The 16497-nt window shown below is 71.3% G+C and carries 16 protein-coding genes; 12 read left to right on the plus strand and 4 right to left on the minus strand.

Features of this window, described 5'->3' with window-relative positions; genetic code table 11:
- The first annotated feature begins 9 nt into the window (after nucleotides 1–9).
- The 3 genes from kdpC to QBE02_RS09780 all read left to right on the plus strand — a co-directional run bounded on the left by kdpC (nucleotide 10) and on the right by QBE02_RS09780 (nucleotide 3949).
- On the plus strand, nucleotides 10–600 hold the full coding sequence (gene kdpC, locus QBE02_RS09770) for a K(+)-transporting ATPase subunit C (protein WP_279365554.1): 591 nt from the start codon (nucleotides 10–12) through the stop codon (nucleotides 598–600).
- Between the two features lie 158 nt (nucleotides 601–758).
- A complete protein-coding gene (locus QBE02_RS09775; RefSeq protein ID WP_279367879.1) occupies nucleotides 759–3281 on the plus strand; it encodes a DUF4118 domain-containing protein in 2523 nt (840 codons plus the stop codon).
- Nucleotides 3278–3949: a response regulator gene (locus QBE02_RS09780; RefSeq protein WP_279365555.1), complete on the plus strand. Its 672-nt coding sequence runs from the start codon at nucleotides 3278–3280 to the stop codon at nucleotides 3947–3949. Before QBE02_RS09775 ends, QBE02_RS09780 begins: the two co-directional genes overlap by 4 nt.
- A gap of 261 nt (nucleotides 3950–4210) precedes the next feature.
- Here the strand turns inward: QBE02_RS09780 and QBE02_RS09785 are convergent, their stop codons facing one another.
- A complete protein-coding gene (locus QBE02_RS09785; protein WP_279365556.1) occupies nucleotides 4211–4687 on the minus strand; it encodes a hypothetical protein in 477 nt (158 codons plus the stop codon).
- A gap of 261 nt (nucleotides 4688–4948) precedes the next feature.
- Between QBE02_RS09785 and QBE02_RS09790 the strand changes: the two genes are divergently transcribed.
- From QBE02_RS09790 to QBE02_RS09800, 3 genes are all read left to right on the plus strand, one after another.
- A complete protein-coding gene (locus QBE02_RS09790; RefSeq protein WP_279365557.1) occupies nucleotides 4949–6190 on the plus strand; it encodes an aminotransferase class V-fold PLP-dependent enzyme in 1242 nt (413 codons plus the stop codon).
- Complete coding sequence (gene sufU / locus QBE02_RS09795) at nucleotides 6187–6642, plus strand: Fe-S cluster assembly sulfur transfer protein SufU (RefSeq protein ID WP_279365558.1); 456 nt, start codon at nucleotides 6187–6189, stop codon at nucleotides 6640–6642. The genes QBE02_RS09790 and sufU overlap by 4 nt, the downstream gene beginning before the upstream one ends.
- 141 nt (nucleotides 6643–6783) lie before the next feature.
- Nucleotides 6784–7227: a hypothetical protein gene (locus QBE02_RS09800; protein WP_279365559.1), complete on the plus strand. Its 444-nt coding sequence runs from the start codon at nucleotides 6784–6786 to the stop codon at nucleotides 7225–7227.
- Between the two features lie 20 nt (nucleotides 7228–7247).
- On the opposite strand, the gene QBE02_RS09805 is transcribed toward QBE02_RS09800, so the two are convergent.
- Genes QBE02_RS09805 through QBE02_RS09815 form a run of 3 tightly spaced genes read right to left on the minus strand, consistent with a single transcriptional unit; the run spans nucleotide 7248 to nucleotide 8933 of the window.
- Nucleotides 7248–8225, minus strand: coding sequence for an SRPBCC family protein (locus QBE02_RS09805; RefSeq protein ID WP_279365560.1), 978 nt, complete (start codon nucleotides 8223–8225; stop codon nucleotides 7248–7250).
- Between the two features lie 18 nt (nucleotides 8226–8243).
- Complete coding sequence (locus QBE02_RS09810; RefSeq protein ID WP_279365561.1) at nucleotides 8244–8618, minus strand: ArsR/SmtB family transcription factor; 375 nt, start codon at nucleotides 8616–8618, stop codon at nucleotides 8244–8246.
- A 42-nt stretch (nucleotides 8619–8660) separates the two neighbouring features.
- Entirely contained in the window at nucleotides 8661–8933 is a 273-nt protein-coding gene (locus tag QBE02_RS09815) for a helix-turn-helix transcriptional regulator (protein ID WP_056225357.1), read from the minus strand.
- A gap of 98 nt (nucleotides 8934–9031) precedes the next feature.
- Between QBE02_RS09815 and QBE02_RS09820 the strand changes: the two genes are divergently transcribed.
- The 6 genes from QBE02_RS09820 (at nucleotide 9032) to QBE02_RS09845 (ending at nucleotide 16483) form a co-directional block, all read left to right on the plus strand.
- Nucleotides 9032–10507: a proton-conducting transporter membrane subunit gene (locus tag QBE02_RS09820; RefSeq protein ID WP_279365563.1), complete on the plus strand. Its 1476-nt coding sequence runs from the start codon at nucleotides 9032–9034 to the stop codon at nucleotides 10505–10507.
- Nucleotides 10507–13053, plus strand: coding sequence for a DUF2309 domain-containing protein (locus QBE02_RS09825; protein ID WP_279365564.1), 2547 nt, complete (start codon nucleotides 10507–10509; stop codon nucleotides 13051–13053). The genes QBE02_RS09820 and QBE02_RS09825 overlap by 1 nt, the downstream gene beginning before the upstream one ends.
- Entirely contained in the window at nucleotides 13053–13376 is a 324-nt protein-coding gene (locus QBE02_RS09830; protein WP_056225349.1) for a P-II family nitrogen regulator, read from the plus strand. The genes QBE02_RS09825 and QBE02_RS09830 overlap by 1 nt, the downstream gene beginning before the upstream one ends.
- Nucleotides 13376–14209, plus strand: coding sequence for a DUF6671 family protein (locus tag QBE02_RS09835; RefSeq protein ID WP_279365565.1), 834 nt, complete (start codon nucleotides 13376–13378; stop codon nucleotides 14207–14209). Before QBE02_RS09830 ends, QBE02_RS09835 begins: the two co-directional genes overlap by 1 nt.
- A 490-nt stretch (nucleotides 14210–14699) precedes the next feature.
- Complete coding sequence (locus QBE02_RS09840; RefSeq protein ID WP_279365566.1) at nucleotides 14700–15713, plus strand: putative T7SS-secreted protein; 1014 nt, start codon at nucleotides 14700–14702, stop codon at nucleotides 15711–15713.
- Nucleotides 15710–16483 carry a hypothetical protein gene (locus QBE02_RS09845; protein WP_279365567.1) on the plus strand — a complete coding sequence of 258 codons (774 nt, stop codon included), beginning with the start codon at nucleotides 15710–15712 and terminating at the stop codon, nucleotides 16481–16483. Before QBE02_RS09840 ends, QBE02_RS09845 begins: the two co-directional genes overlap by 4 nt.
- Nucleotides 16484–16497 lie beyond the last annotated feature (14 nt).

The following is a 16497-nucleotide window of genomic DNA, read 5'->3' on the forward strand; positions in this document are numbered from 1 at the left end:
GGCCCCGTCATGCGCACCACCCTGCGTACCACCGCCGTCGCCGTCCGCGCGATGGTCGTCTTCACCCTTCTCCTCGGCGTGGCATACATGCTGCTGATCACCGCGGTCGGCCAGGTCGCCCTGCCGTTCCAAGCGAACGGTTCGCTCATCAAGACCGCCGACGGGCAGGTCTCGGGCTCGCAGCTGATCGGGCAGTCCTTCACGGATGCCGATGGCAACGCGCTCCCGCAGTACTTCCAGTCCCGTCCCTCGGCCGCGGGCGACGGCTACGACTCCACCGCGTCGAGCGGATCGAACTGGGGCCCTGAGAACGAAGACCTGATCGCCGCGATCGAGGAGCGCAAGGCCGCCTCGGTCGAGCTCGACGGGTCGGGTCAGATCCCGGCCGATGCCCTGACCGCCTCGGCCTCCGGTCTCGACCCCGACATCTCGGTCGCAGGCGCCGAGCGACAGGTCGCCCGCGTCGCCGAGGCCCGGGGCCTCTCGGCATCTGAGGTCGAATCCCTCGTCAGCGCGCACACGATCCCGCGCGACCTGGGGTACCTCGGCGACCCGCGCGTGAACGTGGTCGAACTCAATCGCGCGCTCGACGCCCTCTGAGAGACGAGAATCAGGGACATGCATCTCTCACCCGCCGCCGCCGCGCCTCTCGCGCGGCGGCGGCGCCGTGCGTTCGAGCGAGCGGTCGCTGAGCCCGTCGAGGCGTTCGCGCGGGTCCCTTCGACATGCGCAGCGACCTGGGCTCCGAGGTGCGCCTCGTGAAGCGCGGGCGCTTGCGCGTGCTGCTGGGCATGGCGCCCGGTGTCGGCAAGACGTACGAGATGCTCGAAGAGGGCCGGCGCCTGCGCGACGAGGGCCATGACGTCGTCATCGCGATCGTCGAGACCCACGGCCGCGTCGCGACCGCAGCGCAAGCCGAGGGCCTCGAGGTGATCCCCCGCCGCGCCGTCGCCCACCGCGGGGTCGCGCTCGACGAGATGGACCTCGATGCGGTGCTCGAACGGCATCCGCGCATCGCGCTCGTCGACGAACTGGCGCACACGAACGTCCCGGGCTCGCGCAACGAGAAGCGCTGGACCGATGTCGAAGAATTGCTCGACGCCGGCATCGACGTGATCACGACCGTGAACGTGCAGCACATCGAATCTCTCAACGACGTGGTCGAGAAGATCACCGGCGTCGTTCAGCGGGAGACGGTTCCGGATGCCGTCGTCCGCTCCGCCGATCAGATCGAGGTCGTCGACCTGGCACCGCAGTCTCTGCGTGATCGCCTCGCCGCAGGTTCGGTGTACCCCGCCGAGCGCATCGACGCCGCCCTGTCGAACTACTTCCGCCTCGGCAACCTGACGGCGCTGCGCGAGCTCGCTCTGCTGTGGCTGGCCGACGAGGTCGACTCGGCCCTGCAGCGCTACCGCACCGAGCACGGCATCGAGGGTTCGTGGCAGGCGCGCGAGCGCGTGGTCGTCGCCCTCACCGGCGGCCCCGAGGGCGAGACGCTCCTGCGCCGCGGAGCCCGGATCGCGGCCCGCTCGGCCGGCGGCGAGCTGCTCGCCGTGCACGTGTCGAGCCAGGACGGCCTGCGCACGAGCGCCCCGGCCACCCTCGCCGAGCAGCGCGCCCTCGTCGAGTCGCTGGGCGGCTCGTACCACCAGGTGGTGGGCGACGATCCCGCCACCGCCCTCGTCGACTTCGCGCGATCGGTCAACGCCTCGCAGCTGGTCATCGGCGTGAGCCGTCGCGGCCGCCTGGCCGCCGCCCTCACCGGCCCTGGCATCGGTGCCACTGTCATCCGCCTCTCGGGCGACATCGACGTGCACATCGTCAGCCACGCGCGCGCGGGCGGACGCTTCGCCCTCCCCCGCCTCAGCGGCCCCGCGCTGAGCGCGAAGCGCCGCCTCCTGGGCTTCGTCGTCGCCGTCCTCGGGGGACCGCTGATCTCGCTGCTGCTGATCTCGACGGGCTCCGACGACTCCATCGCCGCCGACGTGCTCGTGTACCAGCTGCTCGTCGTGGTCGTGGCGCTGATCGGGGGGATCTGGCCGGCCCTGTTCGCTGCGGTGCTGTCGGGCTTCACGCTCAACTTCCTCTTCATCGAACCGCTGTACACCGTGACCATCAGCAATCCCGCGAACACGATCGCGCTGGTGTTGTACGTGGTCATCGCGATGCTCGTGAGCACCGTCGTCGACCAGGCAGCCCGTCGGGCCCGCTCCGCCCGCCGCGCCACGGCCGAGGCCGAGCTGCTCGCCACGGTCGCGGGCAGCGTGCTCCGCGGCGAGAGCACGGTGCCCGCCCTGGTCACCCGTGCCCGAGAGGCCTTCGGCCTGGCCGGGGTGCGTCTCGTCGCCGCGGACGGCACGGTTCTCGCCACCGATGGCGAGCCCGTGCGCGACGGTCGCTCGGTCTCGGTCCCGGTCGGCGACGGTCGCGCGACCCTCGAGCTGCACGGCGGCGATCTCGACGCCTCGGAGCGTCGCCTGCTCGACGTCGTCGTCGCGCAGCTCGCGGCCGCCCTCGAGCGCACCGATCTCGCCGAGACGGCCGCCGAGGCCGACGCCCTCGCCGAGACCGACCAGGTGCGCAGCGCCCTGCTGTCGGCGGTCAGCCACGACCTGCGCCGCCCCCTCGCCGCTGCCGTCGCCTCGCTCGGGGGCCTTCGCGCCGCGGGAGACCAGCTCTCCGACGATGACCGCCGCGAGCTGCTTGAGACCGCCGACGAGAGCCTCGCGACCCTGTCGGTGCTCGTCACCGACCTGCTCGACGTGAGCCGCGTGCAGGCGGGGGTGCTCGCCGTCTCGCTCACGCCGACCGATGCCGCGGGAGTGGTGCTCATGGCCCTCGACGAGCTCGACCTCGGCCCCGACGACGTCCACCTCGCCCTCGACCCCGACCTGCCCTCGCTGAGCGCCGACCCGGTGCTGCTGCAGCGCGTTCTCGTCAACGTGCTCACCAACGCCCAGCGGTACACACCCGACGGCGAGCGTGTGCGCATCGCCACGAGCCGCCTCGGCAGCACCGCCGAGATCCGCGTGATCGATCACGGTCCGGGCATCGCCGCCGAGCGTCGCGAAGACATGTTCTCGCCATTCCAACGCCTCGGCGACACCGACAACACCGCTGGTCTCGGCCTCGGGCTCGCGCTCTCGCGCGGCTTCGCCGAGGGCATGGGCGGCACCCTCACCCCCGAAGACACCCCCGGCGGCGGGCTCACCATGGTCGTGGCGCTTCCCGTCGCGGGCGCGGATGCCGTGGCATCCGGAATCTCCAGGAGGACGCCGTGAAGGTACTCATCGCCGACGACGACCCGCAGCTGGTGCGCGCTCTGCGGATCACGCTCGCAGCCCACGGCTACGACGTGGTGGCCGCGGCCGACGGCGCCGCAGCGATCACGCTCGCCGCTCAAGCGCACCCCGACATCGTGCTGTTGGATCTCGGGATGCCGCACCTCGACGGCGTGCAGGTCATCCACGCGTTGCGCGGGTGGACGACCGCGCCGATCATCGTCGTCTCGGGCCGCACGGGTTCCGCCGACAAGGTGGAGGCGCTCGATGCCGGCGCCGACGACTTCGTGACCAAGCCCTTCCAGATCGACGAGCTGCTCGCGCGTCTGCGCGTGCACGCCCGACGTTCGGTGCCCTCGGCGGGCGACGCCGTCGTGCGCTTCGGCGACGTCGAGGTCGACCTGTCAGCCAAGGCCGTGCTGCGCGCGGGCACCCGCGTGCACCTCACCCCGACCGAGTGGCGGATGCTCGAATTCCTCGCCCGCAACCCCGGCTCGCTCGTCACGCGCCAGACCCTGCTGAAGGAGATCTGGGCGAGCGAGCAGGTCGCTGACAGCGGCTACCTGCGGCTGTACATGTCGCAGCTGCGCAAGAAGCTCGAGGCGGACCCGTCGAACCCCGTGCACCTGCTGACGGAGCAGGGGATGGGGTATCGGCTGGTCGTGTGATCGGCCCTCGGCGTGCAGAGTCCCCAGCGCGGCGACCCGACGGTCCGCGGGCGAGCGGGCGAAACTCCTGTCATTTCGCACGGCCTCGGCTTGCCCGCCGGCCGCGTGCCCGCGGGGACGCGGGAGCACGAGAGCACGCCTCCGAAAGTCAGGAGTTTCGTACGTCCCGGCCGTCCGCCGGCTCATCCTCGGCCTCCGCCGCCAGGAACTCCGCCTGCACGCGGGCGCAGCGCGAAGCGAAGACGATCGAGTGGAGCAGCATCAGCGGACCTCCCCGACCGTGTGGCATCCGGGGCACGGGAAGGCGATGCGGTCACCCGCGTGGACGTCACCGGGGAGCACGACGGTTGCGCACGACTCCTCCCCGTGGGCGTCGACGACGTCGAACGGTTCGTCGTACGCGTGCGAGACGCGGCCGATGAGCCGCGCCTCGCGCCAGACAGCCTCGAGTCCGGCGACGCAGGCGTCGAGGCGCAAGGTGTCGGGCGTGGCCTCGGTCACCGTCGCGATCACCACTGTCGTCGACAGCGTCGCGGATGCCATCCCCCCCGACGCCGGGATCACCGCGGGGCCCGTGCAGACGCAGGGCGTGCCGCAGAGGTCGGCGTAGCGACCGACCGACACCGCCCGCACCGTGACGTCGTCGAGCGTCGGCGCGGAGCCGGCGGGCCACGCCGCGGCGTCGAAGGGCGCCGGGATGCTGGCGCGGAGGGTGGGGAGCAGGGCCGTGAGGGTCATGGCATCCGGTCTACGCGGCATCGGGCGGCGGATCCGCGGCCCTGACGATTCGCGAACGGGGGCGGGCGATTTCCTCACTCTTCGCTCGCGAGGGGGGTGGCGCGTCGAGACTGCATCTCGCTGACATGTCCGTTGCAGGATGACGCGCGGGTTGTCAACGAGATGCAGTCTCGCGGCCCCAGGGGCGTCTCACGACCGGCCACGAGGACCCCGAGCCGGCCGCACGGCACCCACCCACCCGGCGCGACGTAGCCTGGAGGGGTGAGCCTCCCCTTCGACGTCGCCGCCGTGCGCGCCGACTTCCCGATCCTCGAGACCGAGATCGACGGTCGCCCCCTCGTGTACCTCGACTCCGGAGCGACGAGCCAGAAGCCTCGTGCCGTGCTCGACGCCGAACGTGAGTTCCTCGAGCGGGCGAACTCCGCCGTGCACCGCGGTGCCCACACCCTCGCGGCCGAGGCCACCGAGCTGTTCGAAGACGCGCGCGTCACGGTTGCCGAGTTCGTGGGCGCCGAGCCCGAACAGCTCGTCTGGACCAGCGGCGCGACGGCCGGCCTCAATCTCGTCGCGGGTTCGCTCGGGTACGCCGGGCGCCTCCGCGCGGGCGACGAGATCGCCGTGACCGAGGCCGAACACCACGCCAACCTCATCCCCTGGCAGGAGCTCGCTGCCCGCACCGGGGCGCGCCTGCGCCACATCCCCGTGCTCGACGACGGCATGCTCGACCTGCACGCCGCAGCCGACCTCATCGGCGAGCGCACCAAGGTCGTCGCCTTCCCGCACGTTTCGAACGTGCTCGGCATCGTGAACCCCGTCGCGAAGCTCGCCACCCTCGCCCGCGGTGTCGGCGCGCTGACCGTGCTCGACGCGTGCCAGTCGGCACCTCATCTGCGCCTCGACCTGCCGGCATCCGGGGTCGACCTCGCCGTCTTCTCGGGCCACAAGGTCTACGGGCCCTACGGCATCGGAGCGCTCTGGGGTCGCGACGAGGTGCTCGAGGCGCTCCCGCCCTTCACCACGGGCGGGTCGATGATCACCACCGTCACGCTCGACACGGCCGAGTACCTGCCCCCGCCGCAGCGCTTCGAGCCCGGCACGCAGCCGGTGTCGCAGGCCGTCGCCCTCGCCGCCGCCGTCCGCTGGCTCGGCGAGCACGACCTGGACGCCGCGCACGCGCACGAAGCTGCGATCGAGAAGCGCATGCGCGAGGGTCTCCGCTCGATCGACGGCATCCGTCTTCTCGGAGACACGGATGACGCCGAGCGCGTCGCCCTGCAGGCCTTCGAGGTGCAGGGCGTGCACGCGCACGACGTGGGCCAGTTCCTCGACTCGCGCGGCGTCGCCGTGCGGGTCGGACACCACTGCGCGCAGCCCCTGCACCGCCGCTTCGGGATGACGGCGTCGGTGCGCGCGAGCGCCGCGATCCACACCACGGAGGACGAGATCGACACCTTCCTCGACGCCGTCTCGGGCGTGCGCGGCTTCTTCGGAGCGGGCGCATGAGCGGGCTCGAGTCGCTGTACCAGGAGCTCATCCTCGACCACGCGAAGAACCGCCGCGGCTTCGGCCTGGCCGACCCCGGCGCACGCAGCGCCACCGTGCACCAGCGCAACCCCATCTGCGGTGACGAGATCACCCTTCGGGTCTCCATCGACGGTGACCGCGTCAGCTCCGTCACCTGGGAGGGAGCGGGCTGCTCGATCTCGCAGGCCTCGGCGTCGATGCTGGTGGCCCTCTTGCAGGAGGACGGGGGCGACGAGGGGATGCCGCGCGCCGACGCCGACGCCCTGATCGCGCGGTTCCGCGAGGCGCTACGCTCCCGCGGCAAGATCCCCCTCGACGAGGAGACCTTCGCCGACGCCGCCGCCCTCTCCGGGGTTTCGAAGTTCACCGCGCGCGTGAAGTGCGCAATGCTCGCGTGGGTCGCGCTCGAAGAGGGGCTGCGGCAGGCCTGAGCGCCTCGGCGCACAAGCTCGGCGATACGCGCAAGCTCAGTCGGCATCCGCCGATTCGGGCTGAGAATGCGCGGATCGCGGAGGATACGACCGGGCCGACGCGCGCTAGCCTTCCGTCAGACGAACGAGAGGGCGGATGCCATGGCCACCGGCGGAGCAGGATTCAGCGACGAAGAACGCGCGGCGATGAAGCAGCGCGCCGAAGAGCTCAAAGCCATGAAGGGCCTGAAGGGCGCGGCGAAGCTCGAGAAGGAGAACGAGGCCTGCCTCGAGGCGATCGACAAGCTCGAGGGCGTCGACCGCGCGGTCGCCGAGCGCCTGCACGTCATCGTGCTCGAAGAGGCCGCGCACCTGAACCCGAAGACGTACTACGGCTTCCCGGCGTACGCGAAAGACGGCAAGGTCGTCGTCTTCTACCAGCCGGCGTCGAAGTTCAAGACGCGCTACGGCACGGTGAGCTTCGACGACAGCGCGCAGCTCGACGACGGCGCCATGTGGCCGGTGTCGTTCGCGGTCGTCGAGGTGACGGACACGGTCGAGCAGCGCATTCGCGAGGCCGTGCGCCGGGCGGCGCCCGCCGCCTGAGCCGGCGCCACCCGCCCCCCTCACCCGAGGACGACCCGCTCCATCCGCCGGAAGCTCTGCTCCATCCCCTCGACCATCCCCGTGGCGAGCACGGCGTCGCGGGTCTCGGCATCCGGATACTCGATCAGCAGGGTGACCAGCGTCGCCCCGTCCTCTTCGTAGAGGGACAGGTCGTTGATCGTCGAGGGGTAGTCGGTGCCGGTCATGTGCTCGGTCTGCACCATGCGGCGCGGCTCGTCGAGCAGCAGGATCTCGCCGTCGAATCCGAAGGGCTCCCCCTCGGTGCCGGGTTCGGGCTCCCACGCGATGCGGTACGCGCCGCCCTCGCGCCGGTCGACCTCGCGGTGGGTCATGCGCCATCCGTCGGGCCCGAGCATCCACTGTCGCATCAGCTCGGGGTCGACGTGGGCCCGCCAGACGAGCTCGCGCGGCCCGTCGATGAGCCGCGTGATGCGTACGTGCTGGTCGTCGAGGATCTCGAGCTGCGTGCCTTTGCCCTGCGCGAAATCCCGTAGCCCCTGCAGCACGGCGTCGAGCTGGTTGATGGCGAGGGTCGACCCCTCGACGGCGCCCATGGCGAGCACCGTTTCGAGACCCTCGAGGGAGTCGAAGTACGTCACGTTCGTCAGCCGCGAGCCGCCCTCGGTCTCGTCGAACGCGAAGGTCATGCGCATCGCGGGCATGCCGGGGATCGCCTCGCCGTTCTCGTCGACGAACGAGTCGACGACCTCGAAGCCGCGCGGAGCGTCGATGCCGAGGAACTCCCAGCTCCCGCGTGCGATCTCGCCGCTCGCGCTGGCCATCGCGTATCGGGCGCGACCGCCGACCTCGAAGGCGAACGATGCGAACGTCGCCGGCCATCCGGGGGGACCCCAGAAGCGTTCGAGCTGCCGCGGGTCGGTGAAGACCGTCCATAACCGTTCGGCGCCCACGGGGAAGTCGGCGACCAGGGTCATGGTGAGCGCTTCGGCGTCGCTCTCGACGGATGTGACGGACATGACGACTCCTTCGTCGGTTCAGTTCTCGGCGGGTTCGGAGGGCGGGAGGGATGCCGGCACCCTGGCGTCTTCGAGCAGGATCGCGTCGAGTCGGTCGATGCGTCCCCGCCAGAGGTCTTCGTACGAGCGCAGCAGGTCCTGCGCCCGGGCGAGCGCGGTGGGGTCGGCGGACACGAGTCGCACCCTCCCCTCCGCGCGTTTGGTGATGAGCCGCGCGTCGGCGAGCACGGCGATGTGCTTCGACACGGCGGCGAACGACATCGCGTAGGCCGCGGCGAGCTGCGTCACCGACTGTTCGGAGACGAGCGTGCGCCGCATGATGTCGCGACGGGTCGCGTCGGCGAGGGCGTGGAAGACCCGGTCGATGTCGGCGTCGCTCTGTTGTTCAACCATTTGGTTGCACGTTAGCGCGGAGGGCCGTGACCCGCAAGGGCGTCAGCCGCGCAACGCCTGCAGCAACGCGCCGACCGGGTGGTCGCTCTCGATCGGATGACGCAGCGGCAGGTCTTCGACGCACTCGTAGCGGTTGCGTCGACCCTCCTTCTCACGCTTGAGATAGCCGGCATCGACGAGGTCGGCCAGGATGCCGTGCGCCGTGCGCTCGGTGATGCCCACGGCATCCGCAATCTCGCGCACGCGGGCGCCCGGGTCGCGGGAGACGTAGATGAACACGTGGGCGTGATTCGTGAGGAACGTCCAGGTGGTCATCGCCACAGCATAGTGACCCGAGGTACCGGAATCCAAGTACCGGTTATTCATTACCTGCGTTTTGACACACGCAATTTGTTGCATGTAACGTGCCGCGCATGTCGCTTCTCGCCCCGCTCACGATCGCCGCGCTGCTCGCCGCGGTCGTCGCCGCCCTCCTCCCGGATGTCGCGCGTCGGCGCACCCCGGGCTCTCTCGCCGTGTGGCCCGCCGGCGCCGCCACGGTCCTCGCCACGGTCGCTCTGGCCTCGACCCTCGCCGCCGGCGACGACGTGGCAGGTGCCGCGCTGTCGCTGCTCGTGGTCGCCCTCACCGTGGTCGTGCAGTCCTACGCCAGCCGCAACCTGCGCGGCGACCCGCGTTCGCGCAGCTTCTTCGCGTTATCGTCGCTCGCGGCCGTCGGGACGACCACCGCCATTGCGGCCGGGGACGTCGTCTTCCTCGCCGCGGGGTGGACGCTCGGCACGGTCAGCATGATCGCGCTCATCGGCACGGGCGGCGCGGGTCCGCAGACGCGCGTTGCCGTGTCGCGGAGCGCGGTGGCCCTGCTGCTCGGAGACGCGGCGCTCTGGACGGCCGTCATCATCGCGGTCGCCTCGACCGGATCGGTGTCGCTGGCCGCTCTCGGGAGCGTCGACGCGATCTCGGCGGCGGTGGTGAGCGCGCTCGTCGCCCTCGCGGCGGTCGCCCGCGCCGGCGCCTTCCCCCTGCACGGGTGGCTCCCCGCCACCGCGGCCACGACCACTCCCGTGTCGGCCCTGCTGCACGCGGGCTTCGTGAACGCCGGCGCCCTGCTCCTCCTCCGTTACGCGGCCGTCCCCTCCGTCGTGGGCCCCTGGATCGTGGCCGCCGCCGGTGCGATCACGATGATCGTCGCGGGGCTCGCGATGCTCACGCGCCCCGACGTGAAGGGCCGCCTCGTGCAGTCCACGGCCGCGCAGATGGGCTTCCTCCTCCTGGCCTGCGGTCTCGGCGCCTTCGGCGTCGCCCTGGTCCACGCGATCGGTCACGCGCTCTACAAGGCGAGCCTCTTCCTCGGCGCCGGCTCCGCGGTCGAGCACGCGCTGAAGGCGCGGGGCGTCGCGCACCCGGCTCGGTCGACCACGGGAGCGATCGTGGGCGCGGTGATCATCCTCCTGACCGGGGTCGCGGCGATCGCGGCATCCGGCGCGTGGGAGCACAGCGCGGCAGTCCTCCTGCTCTTCGCCGGGGCCACCGCGGTGGTCGCCGGGGCGCGGATCGGCGCAAGCTCCCGGTCGGTCGCCGCGCGCGCGGCCCAGCTCGCGGGCCTGGCCGCCCTCACGGCCGTCTACCTCGCGGTGGTCTTCCCCGCGGCCGAGGCCCTCGCGCCGGTCACGGCGGCAGACCCGGTCCCCGCCGTGTTCGCGGTGGCCGTCTTCGTCCTCGCCGCCGCCTCGGGCCTGCCCGCCCGCGGCTCCGGTCCCGTCGCGGATCGACTGTTCGCCTTCGCCTTCTCGTGGGGCCGACCGCCCCTCCCTCCGACCGCATCCCGCATCGACACGCCCTGGACCCCGGCACCCGCCGACGGCCCCCTCGAGTACCGGAGATTCTGATGACCACCCCCGCCTCCCCTCCCTCTCCCGCCGTCATCCGGGGCTGGATCGCCGCCGCCGGCCGCGCCATCTCGCCCCACTTCCCCCTCGAGACCTTCATCGCACGCAACCCCGTCGCCGGGTACGAGAACCTCGACTGGGAAGAGGCGATCGGACTGATCGCCCGGGATCACGGCATCCTGCTCTCCCTTCCGGAACAGCGCTTCCGCGACCTGTACGCACAGGGGCGGATCAGCCCCGCCGACCTGCAGGCGGCCCTGCGGTTCACCGTGCCCGAGGCGGGCGCCCCGCGCTCTCTCGACATCGGCGGCACGCGCGTCACCGTGGGCGAGATCCTCGGCCACGACCTGCTCGTCGCTCCCCCGCTGACCGCGGCCGCGCCCGAACCCACCCCCGCCGCACGGCTGTCGCCGCGGATCCACGCGCGCATCGACGACCTCACCGCACGCTGGATCGCCGCATCGCTCGGGAGCGCACCGTGGTCGCCGACGAACGACGAGAGCATCTGGGTGGCGTGGCGGCGCCTGACCGCGCTCGACCCGACCCTGTCGCGGAAGGTGCGCAGCGGCATCCGGCATTCCTCCGACGACCCGGCCGCGGCGATCGGCGACGCGCTCGCCCGGTGGGAGCTCGACGGGCCGGCCGCGGAATCGTTCCTCCGCGCCCACGTGCTCGCGTTGCCGGGGTGGGCGGCGCTCGTCCGGCACACGGCCGCGAGCGGCGTCGATCTGACCTCGCTCGTCGCGATCCGCGCGACGCTCGAACGGCTCCTGCTGCCCGCCGACGTCGCCCTGCCGGCAGCGTCCCCGACCGAAAAGGGCCCGGCCGATGAGGTCGCGCGGATCGGCACGGTCGCCCTCGCTCTCGGCGTCGACCCCGCCGACGCGGCGGTGCGGACCGCCCTTCGCCCCGTCCTCTCGCTGATCGACCCGGCCGCACGCCTCGCGGTCTGGCAGGAGGCGTACGAACGGGGGATCGCGCGCGAGCTCGCCCCCGCGACCGCCCCGGTGCTCCGCGCGAGCACGGCGCCGCAGCGGCCACTCGCGCAGGCGGTGTTCTGCATCGACACGCGGTCCGAGAGCTTCCGCCGGCACCTCGAGGACGCCGGAGCCGTCGAGACCCTCGGTTTCGCGGGATTCTTCGCGGCGCCCATCTCGTTCCGGCCCGCCGACGGGTCGGCCGAGGTCGCCTCGTGCCCGGTGCTGCTCACGCCCCGCGTGGCGATCACCGAGTCGTCCGTGGAGCGCGACGCGATCGCGCGCTGGAAGCGGCAGCACGAGACGAGTGTGGAGCGGGATGCCACCATCGATTCCCTCAAAAAGTCCGCTGTGGCCCCCTACGCCTTCGCCGAGACCGCCGGATGGGTGCTGGGAGCGGTGAGCGCCGCGCGGACGCTCGCGCCGGAGGGCTGGCGAGCGACGGTGTCGCGCATGCGGCCGAGCAAGCCGTCCACGCACGTCGATGCGAACGTCGTCTTCACGCTCGAGGAGCGCGTGCTGTACGCCGAGACCGCGCTGCGAATGATGGGCCTGGTCGAGGGATTCGCCCCGATCGTGCTGCTGTGCGGTCACGGCGCCACTGTCGCCAACAACCCCTTCGCATCGTCGCTGCAGTGCGGCGCGTGCGGCGGCCACGAGGGCGAACCGAACGCGCGGGCGGCGGCGATGATCTTCAACGACCCCGAGACGCGCGACGCCCTCGCCGGACGGGGCATCTCCATCCCCGCCGACACGCTCTTCGTCGCGGCGCGGATGGACACCGTCACCGACGAGGTCACCCTGCTCGAGCCCTGGGCCATTCCGGCGACGCACGAAACCGTCGCGCTCGAGGTGACCCGGCTGCTCGAGACCGCGCGCGCGGCGAACGCCGCCGAGCGCAGCGCGAGCCTGCCCGGGTCGGGAGGGCGGCACGGCGCCGTCCGCGACACCGAGCGCCGGTCCGCGGACTGGGCCGAGTCGTACGCGGAGTGGGGTCTCGTCGGCAACGCCGCGTTCATCGTGGGTCCGCGCTCGATCACCGCGGGCACCGACCTCGGTCGCCGCGCCTTCCTGCACAGCTACGACGCCGCCGCCGACCCCGACGGCGCGGGTCTCGAGACGATCCTGACCGCGCCGATGATCGTGGCGCAGTGGATCAACGCGCAGTACTCGGCCTCGACCGTCGCCCCCGACCGGTTGGGCGCCGGCCCCAAGCCCCTGCACAACGTGGTCGGCACCGTCGGCGTGCTGTCGGGCTACGGCGGCGACCTGCGGCTTGGCCTGCCCTGGCAGTCCGTGGGCGTCGGCCGCGCGAGTCGGCACGAACCGATCCGGCTGCAGGTGTTCGTCGAGGCCCCGCTCGCGCGGGTGAACGACATCATCGACGCTTCCGAGGCCGTCCGCACCCTGGTCGCCAACCGGTGGATCTCCCTCCGCGTCCGCGAGCACGACAGCGCCCGCTGGATGCGGTGGGGACGCTACGGCTGGCAGGCCGACGACCTGGACACCCCCGCCCCCACCGGCGTCCCTACCGCCACCGAAGAATCCACCACGAAGGAGATCCGCTGATGAGCCTGTCCGAACTGACCCCGATGACCAAGATCGAGGTGGTCGTCGCGAGCGACGACGTCGCCGAGGTGTCCGCCCTCATGCAATCGCTCGGCGCGCGCGGGTACACCGCGATCACCGGCGTGGCCGGGGTGGGTCACCACGGCCCCCGTGGCGGCCGCCTGCTCTTCAACGACCACGACACCCTGACTCTCCTCGTCACGGTCGTGGCGCCCGAGAAGGCCGATGCGATCATCGCCGGCATCCGTCCGGTCCTCGACCACGCCTCGGGCGTGATGTTCGTCTCGCCGACCTCGGTCAGCCGCGCGGACTACTTCGCCTGATGCGCGCCGCGACCAGTCACCGGGGGGCGCCGTACGCCGGCGAGACGATCGCCGTCGGCACCCTGCACGGCAAGGAGTCCGCGTTCGCCCCGGCCTTCGCCCGATGGCTCGACGCGGGCGTCGCGCCGACGGCGCAGCTCGACACAGACTCCCTCGGCACGTTCACCCGAGACGTGCCGAGGGCGGGCACCGCCGAGCACGCGGCCACGGCCAAGGCCCGGGGGGCGGCGCTCGAGTTGGGGACGGCCACCGGTCTGGCCACCGAAGCGTCGTACGCCCCGGCGCTGGGCGGCTTCGGACCCATGGTGCACGAGGAGCTCGCCGTCTTCATCGACCTCGAGCGCGGCATCCGCGTGCGTCACGGCATCCGCCGGTACACGCACGTCGCCCCGGCCCGCACCGTGCGCACGTCGGCAGAAGCGCGGCGCTACCTCGCCCGCGCCGGATTTCCGCACCACGGCGTCGTCGCCCGCACCGCCGACGGGTTGCAGAAGGGCATCCAGGATGCCGCGGTCATCGACGCCCTGCTGCGCCGCGGCCCCGTCGAGCTCGAGCCCGACCTCCGCGCGCACATGAACCCCACCCGGCGGCGGGTCCTGCGCCGCCTGTCGTGGCTGCTCGCCGCCCGACTCACCCAGCTGTGCCCGGGGTGCGGATGTCCGGGTTTCGGGGCGGTGGGCGTGGTGCGGGGTCTCCCGTGCGCAGCGTGCGGCAACGCGACCTCGCAGGTGCGTCTCGACGTCGACGGCTGCCCCGCCTGCGACGAGCAGCGCGAGCGCCCGCGGCCCGAGCGGCAGGCCGACCCGGCGACGTGTGACGCCTGCAACCCGTAGCGGATGTCGCGAGGCCGGCGGGAGGGGAAAGGGACGCAGCGCGGTTGTCTCGCCGTCTCAGCCGACCGTGACGCGTCGGCCTCAGCCTGGACGCGACACGATCCGCCTGAACTTTTTCGCCGCGACCGAACGGGTGATTTTCACGCACCACCGGGGTGAAAAAACCCCAAGAGGCCGCCCTGTCAAGGCAAGCTGGCGGCTGTTCACGGACCGTCACCGAGGGGGTAGTCATGTCGACCTTCTGCGTGGAACCCGAAGCGCTGCGCGTCGCAGCGGCACGGCTGAGGGGCGCTCGGCAGTCTGAATCGGAGCCACGGTGGCCGACGCTGCCGAACTTCGGGGAGCAGGTCCTCCAGGCTGCCGCCCGAGCCTTCGCTCAGAATGTCGCCGCGGTGTGGTCAGCCCGAGCGGAAGAGTTCGACGAACTTGTGGAGCGATTGCGGGCGTCTGCCGACGCCTACGAACAAGCGGATCTCGACGGGGTTCCTCGATGACGGAACTCGGCTCGACGCACGACCCCGTCGCATTGATTCCAGGATCGCCCGATGGCATCGCAGATGCAGTGGCGGCGTGGCGCACTGCCGGCCAGAGCGCGTCGCGGCTCAGCGACGCGGTTTTTAGAGTTTCCGCTGCGGGCTCTTGGGCGGGGTCGTCGGCGGAAGCGTTCGAGCACCGCCGAACGACCATCGCCGACAGCTGGTCCGCGATGGGGGAAGCACTCGCTCTGAGCGCTGCAGCGTGCGACGCCTACGAGGCCACGCTGCGGTGGGCGCAACAACAGGCGGCCGAGGCGATCCGCCTCTGGAACGAAGGCCAGGCCTCCACGCGGAACGCGCAGATCGCTCATCGCGAGCAAGAGAGGTCAGCGGGAGGGCTGTCCATCGTGCCGACGTTCGTCGACCCGGGCGACGCCGCTCGGATCGCAGCCGCCGAGGTCCTGGAGACGGCGCGCGCGGCGGCGGAAGAGGCCGCAGCCGAGGCGGCGATGCAGCTGCGCACCGCACACGAGGCGACTCCGGAGAAAGGGCTCTGGGGCGTCTTGCTGACCGGAGGACCAGCGCTTTCTCTCACCGATAAGACGCCACGAGCCGTATCCGACCAACTGATCTTGTCGATCCTCAAGCGCTTGTCGCGCTCCGACGAGGAACAAGTCGCAGAACTCATGAAGCTCCACCCCGAATGGCTCTCACTGCTCAAAGATCATCAACCCGCCCCCGAGGTCCTTGCGAAGTGGTGGAGCGAGCAGGACCCAACCGTGCAGCACGCTTTGCTGTCCTCCGCCCCCGGAATACTGGGCTCGCTCGGCGGCCTCCCTCCTGCTATCCGCGTGGCCGCGAACAGATCGAACGCGGCCGCTCGATCGACGTCATCGACAGCGCTCTCGAGGCCTCGAACGTCACCGGCGACGACCGTGCCACGCTGGAACGGGAGCGCCGCTACCTCAAGGCCGCCGTCGATGGAGAGGTGCAGCTATACCTGCACGACCCCGAACGCGGAGACATGATCGAGATGGTCGGTCAGCCCTCGGACACGACATCAGCCACCGTGACGTACGTCCCGGGGACCTTCACCACCACGGACAGTTTCTACGGGAATGAGGTGCAATCGGTGGCCCGGTGGCTGCATGGACGCGATCCGAACATCGTGGCATTCGTGTGGAAGGAGGGCACATTCCCTGGGGAGGTCGCCAAGTCGCCCTATGGGTCGGGAGTCCTCATCGAAGTACCTGCTGCGACCGGGTTCATGGAGGCGAACGATCCGAAGCTCGCGGATGCGCAGGCCGAGCTGCTCTCCGGTTTCGAGAAGGAGATGAGGGCCTCCGACCCGCGACTTTCCGGCGCTGAGCAGATCGGTATGGGGCACTCGTGGGGGCTCGTCCCGATCACCGGCTCCGAAACTGACGGTGTTCACTACGATCAGGTGCACTCGTTGGCCGGTGCCGGAATGCCTCCGGGCTGGGCACCCGCTCCCGGCACTTCCTACAGTCATTGGGGCTATACGGACGCACTGAGTATGGCGCAGCAGCTGGGCGTGGTGTGGGATGGGCAGAACCCGAACACGAACGCAGCATTCGACTCCCATGTGTACGCGAGAGAAGGGGACTTCGAGGTGCCGATCGGAGACCCGGAGGTCCCGCAGGTGTACGGAATGGGGACAGAACAGCCGACGTTCCGCGGCTCTCTTTCGCCGGTGGAGAATCACAATCTCATCGCGAGCGACAGGGCAGAAAATCTGCAGGCCCTCGAAGACATCCTCCGAAAGGTGAATCAGTGAAGCGAGGACTCTGC

It is taken from the genome of Microbacterium testaceum (assembly GCF_029761935.1).
Classification (GTDB): domain Bacteria; phylum Actinomycetota; class Actinomycetes; order Actinomycetales; family Microbacteriaceae; genus Microbacterium; species Microbacterium testaceum_A.